General features: G+C 29.3%; 20 protein-coding genes. 15 read left to right on the forward strand and 5 right to left on the reverse strand.

Annotation, left to right across the window (positions count from 1 at the left end; all coding sequences use genetic code 11):
* The first annotated feature begins 2 nt into the window (after positions 1–2).
* The 9 genes from ACJJVK_RS09525 (at position 3) to ACJJVK_RS09565 (ending at position 10,000) form a co-directional block, all read left to right on the forward strand.
* The gene (locus ACJJVK_RS09525; protein WP_252726767.1) at positions 3–1,157 is read left to right on the forward strand and encodes a glycosyltransferase; all 1,155 of its coding nucleotides are present in this window, start codon (positions 3–5) and stop codon (positions 1,155–1,157) included.
* A gap of 11 nt (positions 1,158–1,168) precedes the next feature.
* A complete protein-coding gene (locus ACJJVK_RS09530; protein WP_215993391.1) occupies positions 1,169–2,227 on the forward strand; it encodes an acyltransferase family protein in 1,059 nt (352 codons plus the stop codon).
* Positions 2,214–2,789: a putative colanic acid biosynthesis acetyltransferase gene (locus tag ACJJVK_RS09535; RefSeq protein WP_303435837.1), complete on the forward strand. Its 576-nt coding sequence runs from the start codon at positions 2,214–2,216 to the stop codon at positions 2,787–2,789. Before ACJJVK_RS09530 ends, ACJJVK_RS09535 begins: the two co-directional genes overlap by 14 nt.
* Positions 2,782–3,336, forward strand: coding sequence for a putative colanic acid biosynthesis acetyltransferase (locus tag ACJJVK_RS09540; protein WP_215993390.1), 555 nt, complete (start codon positions 2,782–2,784; stop codon positions 3,334–3,336). The genes ACJJVK_RS09535 and ACJJVK_RS09540 overlap by 8 nt, the downstream gene beginning before the upstream one ends.
* The gene (locus tag ACJJVK_RS09545; protein WP_405565515.1) at positions 3,333–4,238 is read left to right on the forward strand and encodes a glycosyltransferase family 2 protein; all 906 of its coding nucleotides are present in this window, start codon (positions 3,333–3,335) and stop codon (positions 4,236–4,238) included. The genes ACJJVK_RS09540 and ACJJVK_RS09545 overlap by 4 nt, the downstream gene beginning before the upstream one ends.
* Positions 4,239–4,240: 2 nt before the next feature.
* Complete coding sequence (locus ACJJVK_RS09550; protein ID WP_405565518.1) at positions 4,241–5,005, forward strand: glycosyltransferase family 2 protein; 765 nt, start codon at positions 4,241–4,243, stop codon at positions 5,003–5,005.
* Positions 5,006–5,055: 50 nt separating this feature from the next.
* Positions 5,056–6,447, forward strand: a complete 1,392-nt coding sequence (locus ACJJVK_RS09555) for an undecaprenyl-phosphate glucose phosphotransferase (RefSeq protein ID WP_405565520.1) — start codon at positions 5,056–5,058, stop codon at positions 6,445–6,447.
* Positions 6,448–6,817: 370 nt separating this feature from the next.
* Positions 6,818–7,591 (forward strand): polysaccharide biosynthesis/export family protein, encoded by a 774-nt coding sequence (locus tag ACJJVK_RS09560; RefSeq protein ID WP_215993386.1) that lies wholly within the window; start codon positions 6,818–6,820, stop codon positions 7,589–7,591.
* Between the two features lie 3 nt (positions 7,592–7,594).
* Entirely contained in the window at positions 7,595–10,000 is a 2,406-nt protein-coding gene (locus ACJJVK_RS09565) for a GumC family protein (protein ID WP_405565524.1), read from the forward strand.
* A gap of 721 nt (positions 10,001–10,721) precedes the next feature.
* Here the strand turns inward: ACJJVK_RS09565 and ACJJVK_RS09570 are convergent.
* The 3 genes from ACJJVK_RS09570 to ACJJVK_RS09580 form a co-directional block, all read right to left on the reverse strand.
* A complete protein-coding gene (locus ACJJVK_RS09570) occupies positions 10,722–11,576 on the reverse strand; it encodes a hypothetical protein (protein ID WP_405565527.1) in 855 nt (284 codons plus the stop codon).
* Between the two features lie 22 nt (positions 11,577–11,598).
* A complete protein-coding gene (locus ACJJVK_RS09575; protein ID WP_252726765.1) occupies positions 11,599–12,615 on the reverse strand; it encodes an MBOAT family protein in 1,017 nt (338 codons plus the stop codon).
* Between the two features lie 446 nt (positions 12,616–13,061).
* The gene (locus tag ACJJVK_RS09580; RefSeq protein WP_405565530.1) at positions 13,062–13,814 is read right to left on the reverse strand and encodes a tyrosine-protein phosphatase; all 753 of its coding nucleotides are present in this window, start codon (positions 13,812–13,814) and stop codon (positions 13,062–13,064) included.
* A gap of 132 nt (positions 13,815–13,946) precedes the next feature.
* Between ACJJVK_RS09580 and ACJJVK_RS09585 the strand changes: the two genes are divergently transcribed.
* Positions 13,947–14,798, forward strand: coding sequence for an N-acetylglucosamine kinase (locus tag ACJJVK_RS09585; RefSeq protein ID WP_405565531.1), 852 nt, complete (start codon positions 13,947–13,949; stop codon positions 14,796–14,798).
* Positions 14,799–14,851: 53 nt separating this feature from the next.
* On the opposite strand, the gene murF is transcribed toward ACJJVK_RS09585, so the two are convergent.
* The gene (murF, locus tag ACJJVK_RS09590; RefSeq protein ID WP_405565532.1) at positions 14,852–16,108 is read right to left on the reverse strand and encodes a UDP-N-acetylmuramoyl-tripeptide--D-alanyl-D-alanine ligase; all 1,257 of its coding nucleotides are present in this window, start codon (positions 16,106–16,108) and stop codon (positions 14,852–14,854) included.
* 67 nt (positions 16,109–16,175) lie between these two features.
* Entirely contained in the window at positions 16,176–17,852 is a 1,677-nt protein-coding gene (gldJ, locus tag ACJJVK_RS09595) for a gliding motility lipoprotein GldJ (RefSeq protein ID WP_405565534.1), read from the reverse strand.
* A gap of 193 nt (positions 17,853–18,045) precedes the next feature.
* On the opposite strand from gldJ, the gene porU reads away from it, so the two are divergent.
* From porU to ACJJVK_RS09620, 5 genes are all read left to right on the forward strand, one after another.
* Positions 18,046–21,441 carry a type IX secretion system sortase PorU gene (gene porU / locus ACJJVK_RS09600; RefSeq protein ID WP_405565536.1) on the forward strand — a complete coding sequence of 1,132 codons (3,396 nt, stop codon included), beginning with the start codon at positions 18,046–18,048 and terminating at the stop codon, positions 21,439–21,441.
* Between the two features lie 38 nt (positions 21,442–21,479).
* Positions 21,480–22,607 (forward strand): type IX secretion system outer membrane channel protein PorV, encoded by a 1,128-nt coding sequence (porV, locus tag ACJJVK_RS09605; protein WP_215993377.1) that lies wholly within the window; start codon positions 21,480–21,482, stop codon positions 22,605–22,607.
* 77 nt (positions 22,608–22,684) lie between these two features.
* Positions 22,685–23,167, forward strand: a complete 483-nt coding sequence (gene cdd / locus ACJJVK_RS09610) for a cytidine deaminase (RefSeq protein ID WP_405565539.1) — start codon at positions 22,685–22,687, stop codon at positions 23,165–23,167.
* Positions 23,168–23,223: 56 nt separating this feature from the next.
* The gene (locus tag ACJJVK_RS09615) at positions 23,224–23,607 is read left to right on the forward strand and encodes a group III truncated hemoglobin (protein ID WP_405565541.1); all 384 of its coding nucleotides are present in this window, start codon (positions 23,224–23,226) and stop codon (positions 23,605–23,607) included.
* 119 nt (positions 23,608–23,726) lie between these two features.
* Positions 23,727–24,791: a 3-oxoacyl-ACP synthase III family protein gene (locus ACJJVK_RS09620; RefSeq protein ID WP_405565544.1), complete on the forward strand. Its 1,065-nt coding sequence runs from the start codon at positions 23,727–23,729 to the stop codon at positions 24,789–24,791.
* The last annotated feature ends 39 nt before the right edge of the window (positions 24,792–24,830 follow it).

Raw genomic sequence — 24,830 nt, forward strand, 5'->3', positions numbered from 1 at the left:
TAATGAAAATATTACATGTAATTAGTACGATGGATCCAAAAACAGGAGGGGTTTGTAAAGCAGTACGAGATATTATTGAAGGTATGCGTATTATAAAACCAGAAATTATAAATGAAGTTTTATGTTTAGATCCTCAAACTGCAGATTATTTGGTTGCAGATACTTTTTTAACAATTTCTTTAGGAAGTAATAAAACAGGATGGAGTTATAGTAAAGAATTGTTACCTTGGATGAAAAAACATATAAAAAATTATGATTTATTAATTGTACACGGTTTATGGCAATATCAAAGTTTTGTAGTTGCACAAATAGCAAAATCTAAAGATATACCTTATTATGTAATGCCTCATGGAATGTTAGATCCATATTTTCAAATAGCTAAAGAAAGAAAGCTAAAGGCGATTAGAAATAGAATTTTTTGGCAGTTTATAGAAAAAAAATTAATAAACAATGCAAAGGGTTTGTTGTTTACTTGCGAAGAAGAAAAGAAATTGGCAAATACGACTTTTCCTATGTATAATCCAAAATCTGAAAAAGTTGTTGGTCTAGGGGTTGAATTACCTCCTATTGAAACAAATAAAATGAGGGAAGAATTACAATTAATAGTACCTGAATGGAATGGAAAACCTTTTTGGTTATTTTTAAGTAGAATACACCCAAAAAAAGGAGTAGATTTATTGATTGAAGCTTACACAAAGTTAGAGCAAGAAAATATTGATTTACCACAATTGATTATTGCAGGACCTGGATTAATTACAGAATACGGTAAAAAGGTATTAGAAAAATCTAAAAGTTCTAAAAATATTTATTTTCCAGGTATGTTAACAGGCGATGCTCGATGGGGAGCTTTTTATGCAGCAGAATGTTTTATTTTACCAAGTCATCAGGAAAATTTTGGAATTGCAGTAGTGGAAGCCTTAGCTTGTGGAACTCCTGTTTTGATTTCTAACAAAGTAAACATTTGGAGAGAAATTGAAAAAAATAAAGCAGGTATTGTACAAAATGATGATACTGGATCAATTTTTAAATCATTAAAAACTTGGTTTAATTATTCAAATGAATTAAAAAAATATTATGAACAGAATGCCAAAGGTGTTTTTCTAAAATATTTTGAAATTCATCAAGTAGGTAAAAGGTTTGTAAAAGAGTTAATTTAATTCTAAATATAATGGAAAAATATGTAAGTGATAAAATTAGAATGATTTCTTTTTTTTTAATACTTTTAGTTCTATATATACATTCTGGTTTTCATACAGAAGAAATACAAGGTATGAAGGTGAATTTTTATGTTCAAATGATTTTAGGAGACATGATTGGAAGATGTGCTGTCCCTATGTTTTATGTAATTTCAGGATTTCTGTTCTTTTTATCTACCACTATAAATATTGAGTCAATTTTTATAAAAATGCAAAAGAGATTTAAAAGTTTGGTTATTCCTTATATAATAGGTTGTGTTTTTGTTGTTTTATTTCTATATATTTTGCTTCAAATTCAAGGAATTTCACACTTTATAAACGGTAATATTTCTTTAATATTTAAAAAAGATATGCTTACTCTACTTTATAATACATTTGTAAATTCTGGTAGTGGTACTCCAATAGCTTTTCATCTATGGTTTTTAAGAGATTTAATATTGTTAGTGTTTTTAGCCCCATTATGGTTTTTTTTGTATAAATGGTTCAATTGGTTTTGGGTTGGTTTAATTGGTCTTTTAGCAATATATTTATCGGAAGGTTCTTTTGCCTATTCATTATTTTGGTTTTCTTTAGGAGGTGCTATACATTTAATAAAATTTAATATTGAAGAAACAACAACTTCTTTAAACAAAAAAGTAACTATATTTTTATTTATCTTATTATGCTTATTAGAATTATTTACATTTAAATGGCATGGTTGGTATTTTTTGAAAGTACCGATAATTTTTTTAGGTTTATTAGCAATTTGGTTTGCATATGATTTTGTTTTTTCTAAACATTTTAGAATAAAAAATTATCGTTATCTTTTTTATATCACTTCTTGTACATTTTTTATCTATTTATTTCATATGCCTACATTGAATATAGTAAGGAAATTAATTGTTTATTTTTTAGGTAAAAATAGTATTGGATTTTTGATATCTTACATCCTTTCCCCTTGGTTATTTGTTGGCTGTGTTACTATTATTTCGCTATTTTTTAAAAAATATTTTTTTAACTTTTATAAAATTATTGTTGGTGGAAGAGTATGATAAATTATTAAAAAAAGTTGACTTATCTCAATATAATCATAGCTTTAGTTTAAAAAATAAAGTAAGTAGGGTGATATGGTATATTACTAGATTTTTTTTGTTTCAACCTTTTAAAGGGAATATATTTAATTCATGGAGAAATTTTGTTTTAAAATGTTTCGGAGCAAAAATTGGTAAAGGGACTATTATTCATGCCAATGTAAAAATTTGGGCACCTTGGAATTTGGAAGTGGGTACATTTACCTGTCTAGGGCAAAATGTAGATTGTTATAATCAAGGAAAAATTAGCATAGGTTCTAATACTACAATTTCTCAAAAAAGTTATTTGTGTGCGTCTACACATGATATTACAGACCCTCAAAATAATTTAATTTTAAAACCAATTGCCATAAAAGATCAAGTTTGGGTAGCAGCAGATGCATTTATAGGTCCAGGGGTAACTATTGAAACAGGAGCTGTGGTAGGTGCTACATCATCCGTATTTAAAAATGTGGAAACATGGACAGTAGTAGGCGGTAATCCTGCTAAATTTTTAAAAAATAGAAAGTTACGAAATGGATAGTGATTTTGAATACAACCCAGTACAGACAACACCTTTTAGTTTTAAAGAAAAGGTAAAAAGTCATATATGGAAAATAGTAAATATGACTATTTTTAAGCTTTTTCCTAATCAAATTAAAAAACCTAGAATCTACTTATTGCGATTGTTTGGGGCTAAATTAAGTAGTACAGTAAATATTAATAGAACGGCAAAAATTGACCATCCATGGAATTTAGAAATGGGGCATCTATCAAGTTTAGGTCACAAATCTTGGGCTTATTGTTTAGATAAAATAACAATTGGAGAAAAGTGTTGTATTGGAGAATATTCTTTTTTAATAACGGGTAGTCACAATGTTAATAGTGTCGGTTTTGAAATGGTGACAAGTCCTATAGTTATCAATGACGGATGTTGGGTAACCACAGGAGTTTATATATTGCCAGGAGTTACTTTAGGAAAATATTCTGTAATTGGAGCAAAATCCTTAGTTGTTAAAAGTATTGAGCCGCTCTCTATAGTAGGAGGTAACCCTGCAAAATACATCAAAAAAAGAGTTTTAAAAGAATGAATCAAACAAAGACCATAGCCGCAATCATACTAACGTATAATGAAGAACAACATATAGAGCGCTGTATCAATTCGATAAAAAATTCGGTAGATGAAATTTTCATTATAGACTCTTTTAGCAAAGACTATACAGTTGCTATTGCAGAACGTTTAGGGGCTAAAGTTTATCAAAACCCTTGGGTTAACTATGCAACCCAATTCAATTGGGCATTACAAAATTGCAACATTCAATCGGAATGGGTTTGGCGTATTGATGCTGATGAATATTATGAATCCAATTCGAATATAGACTTAAAACAAGAATTAGCAAACTTAAGTAGTGAGATTTCAGGTGTCTACATCAAACGAAAAATTATTTTTATGGATAAGCCTCTGTTACATGGAGGTTGGTTTCCAGTATGGCACTTAAAAATATGGAAATTTGGTAAAGGTTTTTGCGAAAATCGATGGATGGATGAGCACATAAAATTAACTGAAGGTATAACTACCGAAATTAACATAGTTCAAGTTGATGAAAATTTGAATGATCTCACCTGGTGGACAGAGAAACACAACCATTACGCTACAAGAGAAGTTGTTGATTTATTAGATACCCAATATCAGATATTTTCTAAAAGCAGTGTAGAACCTAAATTTTTTGGCACTGGAGAACAACGTAAGCGGTTTTTAAAATTGGCTTATTTAAAATTTCCATTATTTGTACGTCCTTTTATCTATTTTTCATACCGTTATTTTTTGAAATTAGGTTTTTTAGATGGTAAATCGGGTTTTGTATGGCATATTTTACAAGGTTTTTGGTATCGTTTTTTAGTAGATGCCAAGATTTATGAGTTAAAACTTAATTTTAAGAATGATGAGACAAAATTGATTGCATATATCAAAGAAAAATATCAAATAAAATAATTATGAAAGTATCCATCATTACTATTGTCTATAACAATGCCGCTTGTATCGAAAGCTGTATACAATCGGTGTTAGCGCAAAGCTATCCCAACATCGAACACATCATCATCGATGGGGGGTCAACGGATGGTACACAAAAGGTAATAGAACCATTTATTCCTCAATTGGGCTATTATAAATCTGAAAAAGACAAAGGCTTGTACAATGCGTTAAACAAAGGGATTCAAGTAGCCACAGGGGATGTGATTGGTATTTTACATTCGGATGATTTGTTTTATGAATCCACCACCATAGAAAAGGTAGTTCAAGGTTTTCAACAATCAAATGTCGATTTGTTGTATGCCCATGGATTGTATGTAGAACGGGATGCGATTGATCATATTAAACGGGTCTATCCAGGGAAACCCTATCAAAAAAAGTATTTGAAGTATGGATGGATCCCTTTGCATACCACCATTTATGTAAAAAGAGACGTATTTGAAAGCTATGGACTTTATGATGAATCGTATCGCATCGCCAGTGATTACGAAATTTCTTTGCGATGGTTCTTTAATGATAAGATCAAAAAATATTTTTTAGATGACTTTATTGTAAAAATGCGTTTGGGAGGTAAGAGCACCACCTTAAAATTGCAAAAGAAAAAGTCTACAGAAGATTTGCAGATCATTCAAAAATATCAATTATGTGGCGTTTTGACTTTAATTTTTAAAATTTCACGTAAAGTAAAGCAATATGCCTTACCAAAAATAAAGGGTTATGCCTCTTAGCATGCAACGAGTTATGTTAAAATGTATCTTTATGACTAATAAAAAAAAGTATGAAAAAAAATAAATCCAAATTTATTCCCTTAATCTTCTCGATTGTAGATGTATTGCTATTCGTGATTGCCTTTTTTGTGGCGAATTATTGGGTGTTTCAAGGACAGATACCGAGTTTGATCTTTTACAATAGCTTTATTGTAGTTGGTTGTTTCTTATGGGTGGGGCTTAATTTAAAGTTTGATATCTACGAAGCACCCAGAATTATATACATGCACAAATTATTGGGGAAGAATTTATATACACTAGTCACTTTCGGTTTTTTATGTGGGGGGCTTATTTTTTTTATTACCGATTATAAATTTTCTCGGGTCTTCTTTTTGTATTTGTTATTGATTTTTTCTGTTTTGGTTTTATGCTGGCGCCTTGTTTCCTATACTTTGGTGAAGGTGTATCGAAGAAAAGGTTATAATTATAGCAAGATTGTGTTGGTAGGAATGAATGAAAACATCCTGAAATTGATTGATAACGTCTATTTCAATGCCAATTACGGGTTTAAAATCTCGGGTTTGTTTACGGATGCAAACATCACCGATGATTTACAAGCCCATTTTAAGGGGAAATTATCCCAGATCTTTGATTTTTTAGAAAAAAACCATGTGCATGAAATTATCATTTCTTTGCCTTACCATCAAAGCAAATTGATCAATGATTTGTTTCGTTATGCGGATAATCATATGATTCGGGTACGGGTGATTCCTGAATTTTCGGAGTATTTGTCCCAACGCTTTTCCATCAATTACATTCAGCAAATTCCGATTATGAAATTGAGAAGTGAGCCTTTAAAGAGTTTTACCAATCGTTTTATTAAAAGGGCTTTTGATGTTACTTTTTCTTCTATAGTGGTATTGCTCGTATTTTCGTGGTTATTCCCAGTCATTGCAATTATTATCAAGTTGACAAGTAAAGGTCCTGTTTTTTTTGTACAAAAAAGAACAGGACAAGATGGCAACGCCTTTGATTGCTTTAAATTTAGAAGTATGACCGTAAACAAAGAATCCGATTCAGTACAAGCTACCAAGAATGATTCGAGAGTTACTAAGTTTGGGGCTTTTATGCGTAAAACCAGTATTGACGAATTACCACAAATCTTTAATGTATTACTCAACAACATGTCTTTGGTGGGGCCTAGACCCCACATGCTCAAGCATACCGAAGAATACCGGGTATTGGTCGATAAGTTTATGGTGCGCCATTTTGCCAAACCTGGTGTAACGGGTTGGGCACAGATCAATGGCTACAGGGGTGAAACCAAGCAAGTCAAGGATATGGAGAACAGAGCCAATGCTGACATTTGGTATGTAGAAAACTGGAGCTTTTTTTTAGATGTAAAAATTGTAGTAATTACGGCCTGGTCCATGTTTTTTAAGAAGGATGAAAATGCTTTTTAATGGTGATTAGATAAAAATAGGATGGTTGTCAAATCGAGTGAATTGATGATCAAAGGAGTCAATTTGTACTGAGTTCTCGATACAATTTTGATGAAAAATCAAAATCACTCGAACTGACAGCTTTGGTTGTTATTGGATAAAAGTAAAGGGAGTGTCACATCGAGTGAATTGATGACGAAAGGAAGCAATTTGTATCGAGATGCCGAAAGAATGTTGATAAAATAATAAAATCACTCGAACTGACCTATCTAGATGCAGAGACCAACGCTTTAAAAATTGAAAGCACCTGTACAAACCTTATTTTAATGTTTAAAAAGATAAAATTAGATAGTATTTTAAAATTTATGTTATTTTAGCAAAAAATTAATTTATGATTAAAAAGAGTACGTATTTTCTAGGAATCTTTGTTTTTGTGTTGATGTCTTCCTGTGTCTCCAAAAAAGACATTATTTATTTTCAAAATGACGAAATAGATCAGTCTAAAGTGTCCAACAGTTACAAAACCATCATCAAACCCGACGATGTATTACAAATCACCATTACTGCTTTAGATACAGAAGCGGTACGTCCTTTTAACTTGTCAGCCGTAACCTATTCTACTTCTTCCAATTCTGCCATTGGGGTGGCACAACAGCAAAGTTATTTGGTAGATACCAATGGGGAAATTGATTTTCCGGTTTTAGGTAAATTAAAAATAGGGGGATTGACTAGAGATGAGTTAATAGACTTTTTAAAAGGAAAACTTGAACCGGATTATATTTTAAACCCGAACATAAATATACGTATCACTAATTATAAAGTAACCGTATTGGGTGATGTGCGTATACCTGGAAGTTATACAGTGCCTAATGAGCGAATTACGATTTTGGAAGCCATAGGTTTGGCAGGAGATTTAAACATTTCCGGTCAAAGACACAATGTGGTGGTCAATCGTGAAGAGAATGGTAAGAAGATACAGTATCAAGTGGATCTATTGTCTAAAGAAATTTTTACTTCACCAGTGTACTATTTGCAACAGAATGATGTGGTGTATGTGGCACCCAATTATGCTAAAATTCAGTCTGCTTCTGCCAATTCTAATACCTCACTTTTTATTTCTGTAACCGGTTTATTGGTTTCTTTAATCACTTTGCTAATTCGATAAATTATGCAAGAAAACAATAGTAATTTTATGATGACTAATCAATTGGAAGAAAATGATTCGATGAATCTTAGGGAGGAAATTGACAAATATTTAATTTATTGGAAATGGTTTGTATTATCTCTCATATTAGCTTTAGGGTTGGCTTTTGTGTATTTGCGTTATACTACTCCTACTTATAGTGCAACTGGTTCAATTATGATTAAGGACAATCAAAAATCGGGGATTTCTACGGAATTGGCTGCCTTTGAGGATTTGGGCATCATCGGGGGAGGTTCTGCCAACAATCCGGAAAATGAAATTGAAATTTTAAAGTCTCGCAAGATTATCGGACATGTGGTAGATTCTTTAGATTTACAAATACAGTACTTTTATCAGGGAAGAGTCAAAACAATAGAAATGTTTGGTTCCCTTCCATTCAAAATCCAATTTTTAGGCAAATCATATTCAAAGAATAAAATTGATACTACTTTTGTCGTAACGATTCAAGATGCTGAAACATTATTAATCAATGATATTGAAAAAGAGCAATCTCTTACAACAGGGTTTAATATAAATTTGGGGAATACAAAGCATTCCTTTCAAATTCTTAAAACTGAAGATTTAAAACCAATTCATTTTAATAAACCAATTGTTGTTGCAATATCATCAAGAGACAAAGTGATTGACAATTATAGAGGAAGAATTAATATCAGCACTATCGATAAAAATTCAAGTGTGCTAAAGTTAAATTTAATTGATGCCGTAAAAACTAAGGCTACCGCTATCTTAGACGAATTGGTGAAACAATACAATATGGATGCCATCAATGATAAAAATTTGGTTTCTGAAAAAACCAAGAATTTTATTAATGAACGCTTAAAAACGGTGGGCGGCTATTTGGCCTTGGCTCAAGATGATGTAAAAGATTATAAAACCAAATACGGAATTACTGGACTTTCATTAGAAGGAGAATTGGCTTTGGAACAAGTTTCTTTAAATAATACTAAAATTGTAGATATTCAAAGTCAATTGAGTTTGGCAAATTGGATTTTAAAAAAATTGGGGAAAGAATCGGAAACTAATGAAATTATACCTACCAACTTGGGCTTTACAGACGCAGCGATAACATCTTCTATAGCGCAATACAATGAATTGGTTTTACAAAAAAATAAATTAGTCGTGATTGCAGGGAAGTTGAATCCGCAATTGATTGAATTGAACAGACAAATTGAGGTCTTGAAAAAAAGTCTATTGGCGAGTATATCGAATTTGCAAAAATCTTTAGAAATACAATTGGAACAATTGAAGCAAGAAGCTCAAAAGGTATCTGCTAAAATCTCTAATATTCCTTTGATTGAACGTGGGATGATTGATATAGAACGTCAAAAAGAAATTTATTCAGAATTGTATTCCTATCTGCTAAAGAAAAAAGAAGAAACGGATATTTCTTTGGCGGTCACTGTGCCTAATGCTAAAATTATTGATTATGCCTATTCTAATGGTTTAGCTGTTGCTCCAAAAAAGAAAATTAATTATCTAGTCGCTTTATTCATTGGTTTTCTATTACCATTAGTTGTCATTTACATTAAAAATGTATTGGATACTAAAATTCATTCTCGTAAAGATATTGAAGACCTTACCACCATTCCATTTTTAGGCGATGTTCCTCACTCGGAAACTGATGAAAAGGTAGTGATTAAAAGTGATTCGAGAACTAGTACTGCAGAAGCTTTTCGATTGATCCGTACTAACTTAGATTTTATGTTGGCTTCCAAAGCCAATGAAAAAGGGAAAACGATTTTTGTAACCTCAACCACCAGTGGAGAAGGGAAATCGTTTATCTCTATCAATTTGGCAGCAGCCTTATCTTTATCGAATAAAAAGGTATTATTATTAGGGGTAGACTTAAGAGCGCCTAAAGTGACGGAATATTTAGGAATTCCAGAACGTAAAGGGATTACAAACTTTATAACGAATGAATCCTTGACTTTAGAGGACATTAAGTTTACCATCTCAGAAATTAAAGACTTAGATATTATTGCTTCTGGTGTTATTCCACCTAACCCAGCTGAGTTATTGTTAGGAGATCGAATTAAACAATTATTTGCAGAGGTGAAACAAGATTATGATTTTATCATTGTGGATACAGCACCTGTTAATTTGGTAACGGATACTTTTTTAATTTCGAAATATGCAGACATTACTTTATATGTATCTAGAGCAAATTATTTAGATAAACGCATGCTAAAAGTAGCACAAAACTTATATACCGAACAAAAATTAAATAATATGGCCATTGTATTAAACGATACAGACATGACTAGAGGTTATGGTTATGGTTATGGTTATGGTTATGGTTATGGTTATGGAGTGGGTTATTTAGAAGAAGCACAAAAAGTACCATGGTATAAACGAATGTTTAAATCATAAATGGTGTTAAAAAAAGTGGAGTGAGTGCAAAACTCCACTTTTTTTTGTAACTTTTCTTTAAAAGAGTTTCAATTTAAGTAAATCTTTTATTAGTAAATATCTAACTCTATTGAATTTTAACTTTTTTGAAAATAAATCTATTATGTTTGATGTAACTTGAACCTTAAAGAAAGTTGAATTTAGGATTCAGTTCTCTTTGATTTAGAATTGATAACTTTTTTAAGTTCAAATTAAAAGTTGAATTTATTAATTATCTATTTATTTCAAATCTAAATTCCATTATTCTTTGGACTAAAAAAAATAGAGAGAAGTAATTCTTTTACATAAATTAAAAAATAATTTAATGATATCGTATTTGTGTTATAATATTATTATTTAATCATTTTTACTTTATAAATAAATAACAATTTATTTTTTTAATTTATAATGTTTTTCATTGTTTTTAATTAAATCTGAACTATTTTTTTAAAATAACGATTGTATAGTTAAAATTTTAATTATTAGGTATGCGAATTTTATCAATAATAAGATCTGAAATCAAATAAAAAATAACTATATATTTTGGTGTTATTTATATTTATTAGAAGGTTTTTGATGTAAATTAAAATATTTTGGCTAATTGTTTTCTTTACTTTTATATTAAGTTGATTTTTTTGAAGTTTATTTAACTTTTTATTAAATATTTAGAAAGAAGACTTAATCTTCTATGTTTTGTTATTTGTTAATTTTTGAAGTGATTTTTTAATTTTTGAGTTATCTTAACTGCTCCATTATAATTTAAGTGTGTTGTATTTTTAAATAAATTATCTTCTTTAATTCCGTTTTTAAAATCAATTACCTCTACATTATTATATAATGAATCAATCTTATTTAAATAGTTTGTTGCCATATTAATATTATCGAATTTATTAAAGCAAGACTCGTGGTAAGGTGTAACTATTAAGATTATTTTTCTGTTAGTTGATTTTATTAAATTATTGAATTGTCTATTTAATTCAGGTTCTATTTTGAATTTAGTTTCAGTGTTCATTCTTTTTTCAATATCTTTATTAAAAATCTCTTTTGTAACCTGAAATTTTTCAAAACTCCCTCCTTTATCAGTAATTTTTGTTAAATTCACCTTATTGTTTATGAAATATTTAAAATATTTTTCAAAACGTCCAAAATATTTTATAAACGGTATAGTATAGTAAAATTCACCTTTATCATTAAGATATTGCTTTGATTCTCTCCAATTAGGTATAAAATTACCTAAATCACCATCAGAATATATTAAACCTTTTAAATCAAAGTTTATAATAATAGGTGTGTTTTTCTCTTTTTTTAATTCATGCTCTAAAAAATACAACCAAATATTACTTTGAGTACCATCAATACCATAATTAAAATAGTTATTACCTAGTATTGAAGGTACAATATTTCCTTGTGCTCGTGAAGAACCAAATATGGGTATTTCAGAACTATTATTAACTTTTAATATTTTATTAACCTTACTAGCACCACTTATTTCACTTTTAAATATTATTTGATTCTCAAAAAAATAATTAAAAAAATAACCAAAAATAATTAAAAACAAAAATATTTTAAAAATAAAAATACTAAAACTGAAAATATATGAATTCTTCTTTTCCATTAACACCAATAATAAAAATTAATAATATAAAAATAATAATAAAAGTAATATTCTGACCTTCCTTTTTAAATTTTAAATCTTTAGGAAATAAATATGTTAAATAAAGTAATATAATGGCTAAAAAACTTAATAATAAATTTAAAGGACCTTTTTGTGCTGTAATTTGATTAAGATTAAATGATAAATCAAATTGAATTAATTTTTCAAAATATACTATAGCATGATTAAGGTTTTCTGCTCTAAAAAATATCCAAGCTAACGTTACTATTGTAAATACAAATACAACTTTTATAAAATTACGAAATTTGTTTTCTGAAGATTTAGTTCTACTTTTTCTAATAAAATTGAGATAAATAATTTGAAATAATCCATGTAAAAATCCCCAAATTACAAATGTCCAATTTGCTCCATGCCATAAACCACTTGTTACAAATACAATCATTAAATTATAATAATTTCTTTTCTTAGACACTCTATTACCTCCAAGAGGAATATATAGGTAGTCTTTAAACCATGTTGATAATGATATATGCCATCTTCTCCAAAAATCTGAAATATTTGTAGCAAGATATGGCTTATTAAAGTTAATCATTAATTCGAAACCTATTAATTTAGAAATTCCTCTAGCTATTAAGGAGTAACCAGAAAAATCAGCATAAATTTGAAACGCAAAGAATACTGCTGCTATTATTAATGAAATTGTATTTGCTGTCTCAACATTATTAAAAACTGAATTCACATAAATTGCTAAACGATCTGCGATTACTATTTTTTTAAAGAAACCGTATACAATTAGACTGCACCCGTTAATAGATTGTTTTAAGTTAAACTTTCTTTTTTTTTGAAATTGGGGTAATAGATTTGAAGCTCTTTCTATAGGACCTGCTACTAATTGAGGGAAAAAAGAAACAAAAACTGCAAAGCTAATAAAGTTATCAGTATGTTTTATTTTTTCTTTGTAAACGTCAATGGTATATGACATAGTTTGAAATGTATAGAAAGAAATTCCAACAGGAAGAATGATTTTTAGAGTCCAAGTGTCAAAATTTATTCCTAAATTTTGTAATAATTCTTCAAAAGAGTTTATGAAAAAGTTAAAATATTTAAAAAAACCTAAAAATCCCAAATTAATTGCTAGGCTTGAAAATAATAAAATCTTTCTTTTTTTTGATTGTTTTGTTTTAGATAATATTTTTCCTATATAAAAGTCAATTATTGTACTAAAAGCTATTAGTCCGAGAAATCTCCAGTCCCACCAACCATAAAAAAAGTAACTAGCAACTAATAGTAAAATATTTTGAAATACTAATGGTTTTTTATTTAAACACCAATATGTTATAAAAATAATCAAGAAAAATATTAAAAACTCTATAGAATTAAAAATCATATAATTTTTTTATGCGAATATATTTAAAATTTTTATATATTTTAATTGGTATTGCTTAAAAACTGTGCATTATTAAGCAAAAGAGATTGTAAAGTTTTTAAATTCTTTTTAGTACTAATTTTTTGCAACAATTTTAAATGCTCAAAGTGATGGGTATCTGTGCCTACAAAATCATAGAGGTTTTCTTTTAATAATTTTTCTGCTGTTTTTTGAACGCCTTTGCCATAGTTTTCGGTAAGAGATAATAAATTCAATTGAAACAAGCAGCCCGCGTTTTTAAGTTTTTGAAAAATACGAAAATTATTGTGGTAACTTACATAACGTTCAGGATGTGCCAAAACTGGTTTATAACCTTTTAAACCCAGTTGAAATAAAATGTCGAACAAGTTGTTTGGTGGACTGAAATAGGACATTTCTACCAATACCAAATTGTCTTTTAAGGTTAATATTTCTTTATCTTCTTGCAGCAGGGTTAAAAAATGCTCGTCCATCATGTATTCTGCAGCAGCTTCAATTTGTATTTCATCTAGGTTTCTTTTTTTTAGCTCTTCTTTCACTAATTTTAATTGACCTCGAATAATTTCTGGTGTGTTTGGATAGACATCACCTAAAATATGTGGAGTTGTAATAAAATTTTTAATTCCATAGGAAGCCATTTTTTGAATCAATTCCATAGAATTATTTATATCTCTGGCACCATCGTCTATACCAGGTAATAAATGTGAATGTATATCTATAAACCCTTCAGGAAAAAATTCGTTTAAAGGGATTTCTTTACTTTTAAAAAAAAACATTGTTTTGTATTTGATACAAATTTACAATTTTAAAAATTTATAATAATATTTTGACACGAAAACGATTGAAGTTTCTCAGATACTTGTACAGCATTTTTTGTTATAATATCTTTGGAATAAAACAGATATATTATGATTTTAATCGCAGACGGAGGTTCTACAAAAGCAGATTGGATTGCTATAAATAGTGATAAAAGTGAAGCATTTAGAGTAAGAACATTGGGCTTAAATCCTGCTGTTGTAGCAGAGGAAGAGTTGAACAATAGAATTATAAATATGTTTCAGTTAATTAACGTTAAAGAAGATGTAACTGAAATTCATTTTTATGGAGCTGGATGTGGAACACTTAAACCTGCTAAAATCTTAGAAGATATTTTACAAGCTATTTTTATAAATGCTGAAATTAATGTGGCTGAAGATATGTTAGCTGCTGTTTACGCTGCTACAGGTGCAGCACCAGCTTTGGTTTGTATATTAGGTACAGGTTCTAATAGTTGCTATTTTGATGGAGAAAATGTGTTAATGAATACACCTTCATTAGGTTACATTTTAATGGATGAAGCCAGTGGGAATTACTTTGGTAAGGTTTTGTTAAGAGAATATTACTATAAAAAAATGCCGGCTAAAATGATGCTTAAATTTGACGAAGAATTTAATTTGGATGCAGATTACATCAAACAAAACTTATATAGAAAACCTAACCCTAATATGTATTTGGCTTCATTTGCTAAATTTATGTTCGATTTTAAAGAAGAAGCTTACATTCATAAAATCATTAGAAATGGTTTTAAAGAGTTTTTTGAATACAGAGTGTTGCCTTTTAATAAAACATCAGAAACCCCTTTGTATTTTATAGGTTCAATAGCATTTTATTTTAGAGATATTTTAGAAGAAGTCGCAGAAAATTACAAGCTTAAAGTTACAGATGTTATTCAGAGACCAATTGATAATTTACTAGAACATCATAGAAATAAGATGGTTTAGTTGGCTTTATGCTTTATGCTTTATGGTGTTGGTAGTAGGCAGTAACGAACCCATTACATTAAATCTAAAACTCTTTCTAAACGCATTCCTCTAGAACCTTTTATTAAAATAGATTGTTTTTCTAGAGGATTATTTTTGAGATAAACTTTAAAATCTTCAAAAGTTTTAAATTGTTGATGTGTAGTAGACGTTTGTAGGAAATTTTCACCAATAAAAAACTGATTATTAATATCTAGAGCACTAGATAGATCAACAATATTTTGGTGTTCTTTTAAACTGTCACTTCCTAATTCAAACATATCACCTAAAATAATTACTTTATTTTCGTCTTTTAAAGAAGCGAAATTTTCTAATGCTACCTTCATGCTAGAAGGGTTTGCATTATAAGCATCAAGAATTATTTTATTGGTTTTGATTTCAATAATTTGTGAGCGATTGTTAGTAGGTGTATAGCTTTCTATGGCTTCTTTAATTTCGCTCTTATAAACTTTAAAATATTCAGCTAGAGTTATTGCAGCTGCAATATTTGCATAATTATATTTTCCAATTAAATTACTTTCTATAATTGTATTGTTGTATGATAATTTTACAAAAGGATTAGCATCAATAAATTTTAAATCATTTTTAGGAAAAAATAGAGATTCTATATTTTTCGTTTTTTGAACTTGAATTTCATCCTCAGGATTTACAAGAGCCATTTTATTATTTTCTTGTAAATAGGTATACAATTCACTTTTACCTTTAATAACTCCTTCTATACTTCCAAAACCTTCTAAATGTGCTTTTCCAAAATTTGTAATATAGCCCAAGTCTGGTTCACAAATAGTACATAAAAATTCTATTTCTTTTTGATGATTTGCACCCATTTCTACGATGGCTAATTCATGTTCTGGTGTAATAGATAATAAAGTTAAAGGAACACCTATATGATTGTTGAGGTTTCCTTTGGTTGCAATTGTGTTGTATTTTCTGTTTAAAACTGTATTTATTAGTTCTTTTGTGGTAGTTTTTCCATTACTACCTGTTAAACCAATAACAGGGATATTTAACTGAACTCTGTGATAATTTGCTAATTTTTGAAGTGTTTTTAAAACATCATCAACTAAAATTATATTTTCTTGAGTTTTATATTCTATTTCATCAACAATAGCATAGTTTGCCCCAAGTGTTAAAGCTTTTTCAGCAAATTCATTACCATTAAAATTATCCCCTTTTAAGGCAAAAAAGATGGTGTTTTCTCTAATATTTCGAGTGTCTGTATCAACAAGAAAATGTTCGGAATAAATTTGATATAATGTTGAAATCTGCATTTTATAAATATAAAAAAAACCTCATTATTATAAAACAATGAGGTTTAAGTTTGTTATATGTTTTATATTATCTACTAGGATTTCTAGCAGATCTTTTACCAGTTGACATTGGTCCAACTCTATCAGAAACACATCTAAAACCAATATAGTTTGTAGCCATGTACTCTGGTAAATATCTTCTTTGAGCAGGATCTAACCAATATTCTCTATCAGACCAAGAACCCCCTTTATAAACTCTTGTTTTATTACTAATTAAAGTTGTTCTTCTTTCTTCGTCGTTTACTAGAATCTCTTCACCAGTTTCTGGGTCAATTTCTCTTGTAGGTGATTTAGGTGAATTATACATGCTAGGTTTAGATGCTATTTGATCTTCTTCTTCATCAAAAAATCTACTAGAATTTGCATCACCATCATTAATGTCTGTATTATCAGCAACCATAAAGTTTCTTCTCATTGTTGCATCATCTTTAGTAATAGGAATGTATTTAATAGAACCTGGTAATTGTCTTGTAAAGATTTTACCATTTGGTAAAGTGTCATATGCTACTTCTGGAGCTTGATCATTTGCAGCAATAACCACATTACCTTCTTCATCAATCATTTTTTTAGTAAAAATATTACCTCTAAAATAGTTGAAATCATTAGCTTCATTATCAATTATTGGTCTGTAAACATCAGAAACCCACTCAGCAACATTACCAGACATATCATACAAACCAAAGCCATTTGGTGGGTAAGATTTAATTTTGTTAGGTATATCTGCTCCATCAGAACTCCAACCAGGTAAACCACTATAATCTCCTTTACCTTGTTTAAAGTTGGCTAATTGATCTCCCCTTGTTCTTTTATTTTTAGATCTGGTATATTTACCATCCCAAGCATATTTTTTTCTACCTCTAATATTATTGTATTCTCTGTTTTCGATATTTGCTTTTGCAGCAAATTCCCATTCAGCTTCTGTAGGTAATCTAAAAGGTTGTACAAAAATACCATCAGCTTTGGTAATTGGTCTTCCTTGGTAAGCATCTCTACTTGGTTTTGGTTCTCCTTTTTTTCTAGGTGTTCTTCCAATACCTCTAACGTTTAATGTACTGTCTAATACTTGATCTGGACTTGTTAAAAAAGCATCAGTATCAAAAGGTATTTTAATAGAATCTATTTCAAAAATATTTTTGATGTGCCCTTTGTCTATTAATGTTTTAAGGTTTACAGCATTTGTACGCCATTTACAATACTCGTTTGCTTGTAACCAACTTACACCCACAACAGGGTAATCTGCGTATGCAGGATGACGAAAATAGTTTTCTGATAAAATATCTGTGTTTCCTAAACTTTTTCGCCAAACTAAAGTATCTGGTAAAACAGAATTATAAATGTGTTTGTAATTTTCATCTGATGGAGGAAAAACATCTTTTATATATTGTACATATAAAAAATATTCTGAGTTAGTAACTTCGGCTTCATCCATAAAAAAAGAACGAACGTGTATCTTTTTAGGAGTTGTATTCCAATCGAACATTACATCATCTTGTACTTGACCCATTGTAAAAGAACCACCTTCTACACCTATCATTCCTGGAGGTGTTTCTTGACCACTAAAAGAATTATTTCTAATAAAGCCACCGTTTTTTTCATCATTAAAATTTAAACCTGTAAGTCTAGATTTATTTGAATTTGAACTTTTACAGTTTGATAACAATAAAATTGTTACGAGAACTAAAGAGATTTTAAATATGTTTTTCATTTCCTAATTTAAAATTGATAGGGTTTTACATAGCGAATTTACGATAAATATACTTTCTTACAAGCAAATCACCAAGTTTTAACGCATCATTTTTGTACATATTTTAATAAACGATTGCTTTTTTACTTTAGTATAATTTATCTTTGTTTGCCATAAAATATCTAAATTTTATTTACGTTATTTGAATAATTAAATGAAAAAACAGCTTTTACTTCTTTTTTGCGTCTTCTTAATACAACAAAACTATGCTCAAGTTAGCAACTCTGTACTTGCTTCTGGAGATTGGTTTAAATTTTCTGTAGATACAACAGGAGTCTTTAAAATTGATAGAAATTTACTACAACAAATTGGTGTTTCTACAAATGGGTTAAATCCGAAGAAAATTCACATTTATGGTAATGGTGGTCAGCTTTTGCCAGATTTAAATAGCGAATTTAGATATGATGATTTACAAGAAAACTCCATTTTTGTTCAAGGTGAAAATGATGGTTCTTTTGATGCTGACGATTATATTTTATTTTACGCAAAAGGCCCTCATAATTGGACAGTAAATACCACCTTAAATACAGCAACTCATAACCAGAATATATATACAGATAAGTCGTATTATTTTATTATGGTTAATGATGAAGATGGAAAAAGAGTTCAACAAAAACCTGAAGTAACAACTAGTTCAACAACACAATTAAATAAATTTAATGACTATACTTTTTACGAAAAAGAAGAGAATAGTATTTTGGCTGTAGGTACTCAATGGTTTTTTAATACTGATTTTAATATAGAAAAGACCCAAACTTTTAATATTCCTTTTCCTGATGCAGTTACAAATGGGGAGATTTCTGTAGAAATTGGAGGCGTTTCTAATTCTGTGGTTTCTTCTACTATGGATGTCAATGTAAATGGAGAAGCGATTTATTCAATTAGTTACCCAGCAGTAAATTCGGGTTCTTTAACTAAGGCTTATGCCATACAAAGAAGTGCAAAAATTGTAAATTCATCAGAAAATATAGAGGTTGCTATTACCTATAATAATAACGGAAATCCGTCTGCAAATGCTTTTTTAGATTATATAGAAGTTGTAGGTGAAAAGCAATTAATATTTAGTGATTTTCAATTTTCATTCAGAAGTTTTGATCAAGCAAATGCAGCTGGTGTTGTTGAGTATCAAATAGAAAACGGAAGTTCGGCTTTTCAAGTTTGGGATGTTACCAATTATATAGAACCACAAACCATTTTAAATGAAAGTACAGCTACAAATTTTTCTTTTAAAGATAATGGAGGTGAGTTAAGAGAATACATCATTTTAAATGAAAATGATTTTTATACGCCAGAAACTATTGATAATTCTAGAATAACCAACCAAAATTTACACGCTATTAAAGATGTAAATTATATGGTAATCACAAATTCTGAACTTTCGGGTCAAGCACAAAGATTAGCAGATTATCATCAAACTAATTCAGGTTTAACTACAAAAGTTGTGCTTTTAGATGAAATTTATAATGAATTTTCTTCAGGCTCTAAAGACATTACAGGAATTCGAGATTTTATAAAACATGTGTATACCACAAATTCATCCGAAGATACAAAGCTTAAATATGTTTGTTTTTTTGGTGATTCTTCTTACGATTATAAAGATAGAATTGCGAGTAATAATAATATAATTCCTGTAAAATTATCGGATATCAGTTTTAATTTGGCAAATTCTTGGGTTACAGACGATTTTTTTGTGATGCTAGAAGATAATGAAGGTACAATGTCTAGCAATCACACAGTTGATGTTGTGTCCAGTAGAATTCCAGTTTCTACAATTAGCGAAGCTACTATTGTTGTAGACAAGATTTTAAATTATTATAGTAAAGAAGCAATTGGAGATTGGCGAAATACAATTACACTTTTAGCGGATGATATTGATGCTTCTGGAGAAGAAGTAATTGAACAAGGTGTAGAATCTATTGCAGATGAAATTAAAAATAATAAACCCATTTTTAATGTAAATAAAATTTATGTTGATGCTTTTGTGCAAGAAAACTCTTCAGGAGGTGAACGTTACCCAGAAGTAAATGAAGCCATTACAAATGCTATAGAAAAAGGGACTTTAATTTTCGATTATTTTGGTCATGGAGGAGAAGATGGTTTTGCCTCAGAAAGAATTTTAGATGTACCACAAATTCAATCTTTTAATAACCCAAATACATTGCCGCTTTTAATAACAGTAACCTGTGATTTTTCTAGATTCGATAACCCCAATAGAATTACAGCAGGTGAGTTAACTTTTAAAAGTGATACTGGTGGAGCTGCAAGTATGATTACCACAACAAGAGAAGTTTTTATATCTACAGGCCAACGTTTTAATGAGCAATTAGTAAGAGAGTTATTAGCTTTTAATGATCAAGATTATACCATTGCAGAAGCCCTAGCAGCAACAAAAAACAATTTTACAAGTACACAAAAATTCTTTATTTTTCACTTTGGAGATCCTGCAATGAAATTAGCAATTCCAGAGCCTAATATACGTATTACAAAAATGAATGATGTTGATGTAACTCAATCTCTAGATACGATAAAAGCTTTATCAAAAGTAAAATTTGAAGGCGTTATTACAGATGATGTTAATGCAGTTTTAAACAATTTTAATGGTACCTTATCTACAACAATTTTCGATAAATCTATAGATAAAACTACTTTAGATAATGATGGTTTTGGAATAGAATTAATCTTTGATACACAAGATAGTAAGTTGTTTAGAGGTAAATCTACAGTTACAAATGGTACTTTTACTTTCGATTTTATTGTGCCAAAAGATATTAAAATTGCCTACGGAAAAGGGAAACTAAGTTTTTATGCAGAAAATGGCGAAACAGATAAAGCAGGTGCAAATTTTGATGTTGTTGTAGGTGGAATTAACGAAAACGCACCCGAAGATAATATAGGGCCAGAAATAAGTTTGTTTATGAACGACGAATCTTTTATTGATGGTGGTAACACAAATTCATCACCTAATTTAATTGCAGTTTTATCAGACACAAATGGTATTAATACTTCCATAACTGCAGTAGATCATGATATTGTTGGGATTTTAGATGGAGATACATCTAACCCAATTATTTTAAATGATTTTTATCAAACAGAATTAGACGATTATTCGAATGGAAAAGTAAATTATACACTAAGAGATTTAGAAGTTGGCTCACATACTTTAAAAATTAAAGCTTGGGATACTTACAATAACTCATCAGAAACTACGTTAAACTTTGTGGTTGTAAGTGATGCTATTCTAAATCTAGAAAATGTATTGAATTATCCAAATCCTTTTGTAAATTATACAGAGTTTTGGTTTAATCATAATAAGCCTAATGAGCCATTAGAAGTGCAAGTTCAAGTTTTTACAGTTTCTGGTAAATTGATAAAAACGATTAATCAAAATGTGCAAACAACAGGTAATTTATCTAGAAATATTACTTGGAATGGTTTAGACGATTTTGGTAATAAAATAGGTAAAGGTGTTTATGTTTATAAATTAAAAGTAACATCTACAACAAGTAATTTAGTTTCAGAGAAATACGAAAAATTAGTAATACTTCAATAAAAAGAAGATATTTGTAATAAATAACAAGAAAATTAAGAATGAAAAAAATAGTATTTTGTATGGCACTTTGTGCTTTAGTAAGTTTAAAAATTAATGCACAAACAGATACTCAACAAACAGGTGGTATAACAACTGCAACACCTTTTTTATTAATTGTACCAGATGCTAGAGCAGGAGGTATGGGAGATATGGGAGTTGCAACTACTGCAGATGCTTGGTCTTTATTTCACAACCCAGCAAAAATTACATTTAGTGATCGACAAATAAAAACAGGTATTACATACTCACCTTGGTTACGAAATTTAACCGACGATATTTTTGTTGGTAGTGGTGCTTACATTAACAGATTTAGTGAAAATGCAGCTTGGGGTGCAGATTTTAAATATTTTTCTTTAGGGCAAATCGATTTAACTAATGATGATGGTAGTGATAATGGTTCTATAAACCCAAATGAATTTGTAGCAACAGGTTCTTATGCTTTAAAATTAAGTGAAACTTTTTCTATGGGAGTTTCGTTAAAATACATTCGTTCTAACTTAGCGTTTAATGGTACTTCTGGTAATTCTTTACAACCTATTAATTCTTTTGCTGTAGATGTTTCTGGTTACTACCAATCTTATGAAGAAAACTATGGTAACTTTAATGGTCGTTATAGAATAGGTTTTAATATTGCAAACATTGGACCTAAAGTTTCGTATACACCAGGTGAAGAAGATTTTATACCAACAAATTTAAAATTTGGTGGTGGTTTTGACTTTATTTTAGATGATTACAATATTATATCTACAAATATTGAATTCACAAAATTACTAGTACCAACACCACAAGAAGATGGTTCTGATGAAGAAAAAGGATGGATACAAGGTATATTTGGTTCTTTTGGTGATGCTCCAGGTGGTTTTAGCGAAGAATTAAGCGAATTTACGTATGCTTTAGGTGCAGAATACTTATACAATAATGCTTTTGCTTTAAGAGCAGGATATTTTCATGAAAGTCCAGATAAAGGGAACAGACAATATTTTACTTTAGGTGGTGGTTTTAAAACAAATGCACTAAATGTAGACTTATCATATTTAATTAATTCATCAGATGTAAATAATCCATTAGAAAACTCATTACGTTTTTCTTTATCTTTTGATTTAGGAGAAATTTATGATAATTACTAAAATTGATTTTTTTTTAGTAAATTTATAACAATATAATAAGCAGTCAAATAAGGCTGCTTTTTTTGACCAATTTATTTATGAAAAAAATTGAAATAGCTACAACTGCCACACTTTATAATGATGTGTCAGAACTCACTTCAGAAGACAAAATGTTGATGGATAAAGCTATTGAAGCAAGGCATAAAGCGTATGCACCTTATTCTAAATTTAATGTTGGTGCAGCTTTATTATTAGAAAATAATAAAATTGTATTAGGTAACAATCAAGAAAATGCAGCATATCCTTCTGGTATGTGTGCAGAAAGAGTTGCTATTTGGAAAGCAGGTTCTGAGTTTCCTGGAGTAAAGATTTTAAAATTAGCAATTACAGCAAGTTCATCTATAACTAAGGTAGATAAACCTGTTGGGCCTTGTGGCGCCTGTAGACAATCTTTATCAGAATATGAAATAAAGCAAAAACAATCCTTTCCAATTTTATTTATGGGTGAAGTAGGCGAAATTGTAAAAACAGAATCATTACGTTCTCTATTGCCTTTTTCTTTTGATAGTTCGTATTTATAAAATTCTTTTTTCTGCAAGGTTTTTAAAACCTTCTAGACATTTTAAAATGATAATAGGTGAAACCAGATATTAGCTCAAGAAAAGACATCAAATTTATCATTACCCATTTTTATGATAAATTATTGGTCGATAAAATGATGATCCCTTTTTTTGAGGAAATTGTTGCCAAAAATCAACTTGAACATCATCTAGAAACCATTACAGATTTTTGGAATGATATTTTGTTTGATACCCTAACTTATCAGAATAATGTAATGCAAAAACATGTGAAAATAAATGCATTTCTAAAGTTTAAAGAAGTACATTTTGGCATTTGGGTATCGTATTTTTTTGATACTATTGATGCTAATTTTGAAGGAGAAAAAGCACATATAATGAAAAGCAGAGCAAGCTCAATTGCAACAGTAATGAAGCTTAAGATGAATGTTTATAAGAAATAATATAATTTTCTTATTCAAAATAAGTAGTAAAATTTCAATTTGAGTTTTCCATTACTATGCATGCATAGTAATTTTGAAAATCTGAATTTCATAAATTTATACTCGAAAATAAGTACAATATGATTTCATCAAAGATTACAGGAACAGGAACCTATATACCATCTTTAATAATAAAAAATTCAGATTTTTTAAACGAAGAATTTTTAAATGCAGATGGTTCTACTTTTGCAGCGAGTAATGATGTTATTGTCGAAAAATTTAAAGCAATAACAGGTATTGCAGAAAGACGTTATGCACCAGAAGAATATAAAACTTCAGACATTGCTTTTTTTGCTTCTCAAAAAGCAATAGAAGATGCTAATATTAATTCAGAAGAATTAGATTATATTATTGTTGCTCATAATTTTGGAGATTTAAAAAAAGGAGCTATTCAGGGTGATACGTTACCAAGTTTAGCATCTAGAGTAAAAAATAAACTAGGTATTAAAAACCCTAACTGTGTTGCTTACGATGTTTTGTTTGGTTGCCCAGGTTGGATTGAAGGTGTAATACAAGCACAGGCTTTTATAAAAGCAGGTATTGCTAAGAAATGCTTGGTTATAGGTGCAGAAACACTATCTAGAGTAATAGATAAATATGATAGAGATTCTATGATTTTTAGTGATGGAGCAGGAGCTTGTATTGTAGAAAAAACAGAAGAAAAAGAATCTGGTATTTTAAGTCATGCTTCACAAACTTTTGCGAATGACGAGGCTTATTTTTTAAATTTTGAAGGCTCTTATAAAAAAGAAGAAGACCAAAATGTAAGATATATTAAAATGTTAGGACGCAAAATTTATGAATTTGCCATAACAAATGTACCAGCAGCAATGAAATCTGCACTAGATAAAAGTGGTGTAGAAATAGATGATGTTAAAAAGATATTTATACATCAAGCTAATGAAAAAATGGACGAAGCAATTATAAAACGCTTTTATAGACTATTTAAAAAACGAGTACCAAAAGATATTATGCCTATGAGTATTCATGAATTAGGTAATACTTCTGTTGCAACAGTACCTACTTTATTAGATTTAGTTTTAAAAGGTAAAATAAACAACCAAGAAGTAAATAAAGGAGATGTTATTATGTTTGCTTCTGTTGGTGCAGGTATGAATATTAATGCAATTGTATATAAGTTTTAAATTTAATATTAATAAATTTAACGAATTCTAACTCATTTT

The sequence above is a fragment of the Polaribacter sp. Asnod6-C07 genome, from assembly GCF_045063625.1.
Taxonomy (GTDB): Bacteria; Bacteroidota; Bacteroidia; order Flavobacteriales; family Flavobacteriaceae; genus Polaribacter; species Polaribacter vadi_A.

Coding starts and splice junctions, on each gene's coding strand:
- ACJJVK_RS09550 (WP_405565518.1), top strand. CDS start 4,241: ATGAAAGTATCCATCATTACTATTGTCTATAACAATGCCGCTTGTATC.
- ACJJVK_RS09575 (WP_252726765.1), bottom strand. CDS start 12,615: ATGTCATATACCATTGACGTTTACAAAGAAAAAATAAAACATACTGAT.
- ACJJVK_RS09620 (WP_405565544.1), top strand. CDS start 23,727: ATGATTTCATCAAAGATTACAGGAACAGGAACCTATATACCATCTTTA.
- gldJ (WP_405565534.1), bottom strand. CDS start 17,852: ATGAAAAACATATTTAAAATCTCTTTAGTTCTCGTAACAATTTTATTG.
- ACJJVK_RS09580 (WP_405565530.1), bottom strand. CDS start 13,814: ATGTTTTTTTTTAAAAGTAAAGAAATCCCTTTAAACGAATTTTTTCCT.
- cdd (WP_405565539.1), top strand. CDS start 22,685: ATGAAAAAAATTGAAATAGCTACAACTGCCACACTTTATAATGATGTG.
- murF (WP_405565532.1), bottom strand. CDS start 16,108: ATGCAGATTTCAACATTATATCAAATTTATTCCGAACATTTTCTTGTT.
- ACJJVK_RS09585 (WP_405565531.1), top strand. CDS start 13,947: ATGATTTTAATCGCAGACGGAGGTTCTACAAAAGCAGATTGGATTGCT.
- ACJJVK_RS09565 (WP_405565524.1), top strand. CDS start 7,595: ATGCAAGAAAACAATAGTAATTTTATGATGACTAATCAATTGGAAGAA.
- ACJJVK_RS09540 (WP_215993390.1), top strand. CDS start 2,782: ATGGATAGTGATTTTGAATACAACCCAGTACAGACAACACCTTTTAGT.
- ACJJVK_RS09560 (WP_215993386.1), top strand. CDS start 6,818: ATGATTAAAAAGAGTACGTATTTTCTAGGAATCTTTGTTTTTGTGTTG.
- porU (WP_405565536.1), top strand. CDS start 18,046: ATGAAAAAACAGCTTTTACTTCTTTTTTGCGTCTTCTTAATACAACAA.
- ACJJVK_RS09555 (WP_405565520.1), top strand. CDS start 5,056: ATGAAAAAAAATAAATCCAAATTTATTCCCTTAATCTTCTCGATTGTA.
- ACJJVK_RS09525 (WP_252726767.1), top strand. CDS start 3: ATGAAAATATTACATGTAATTAGTACGATGGATCCAAAAACAGGAGGG.
- ACJJVK_RS09530 (WP_215993391.1), top strand. CDS start 1,169: ATGGAAAAATATGTAAGTGATAAAATTAGAATGATTTCTTTTTTTTTA.
- porV (WP_215993377.1), top strand. CDS start 21,480: ATGAAAAAAATAGTATTTTGTATGGCACTTTGTGCTTTAGTAAGTTTA.
- ACJJVK_RS09545 (WP_405565515.1), top strand. CDS start 3,333: ATGAATCAAACAAAGACCATAGCCGCAATCATACTAACGTATAATGAA.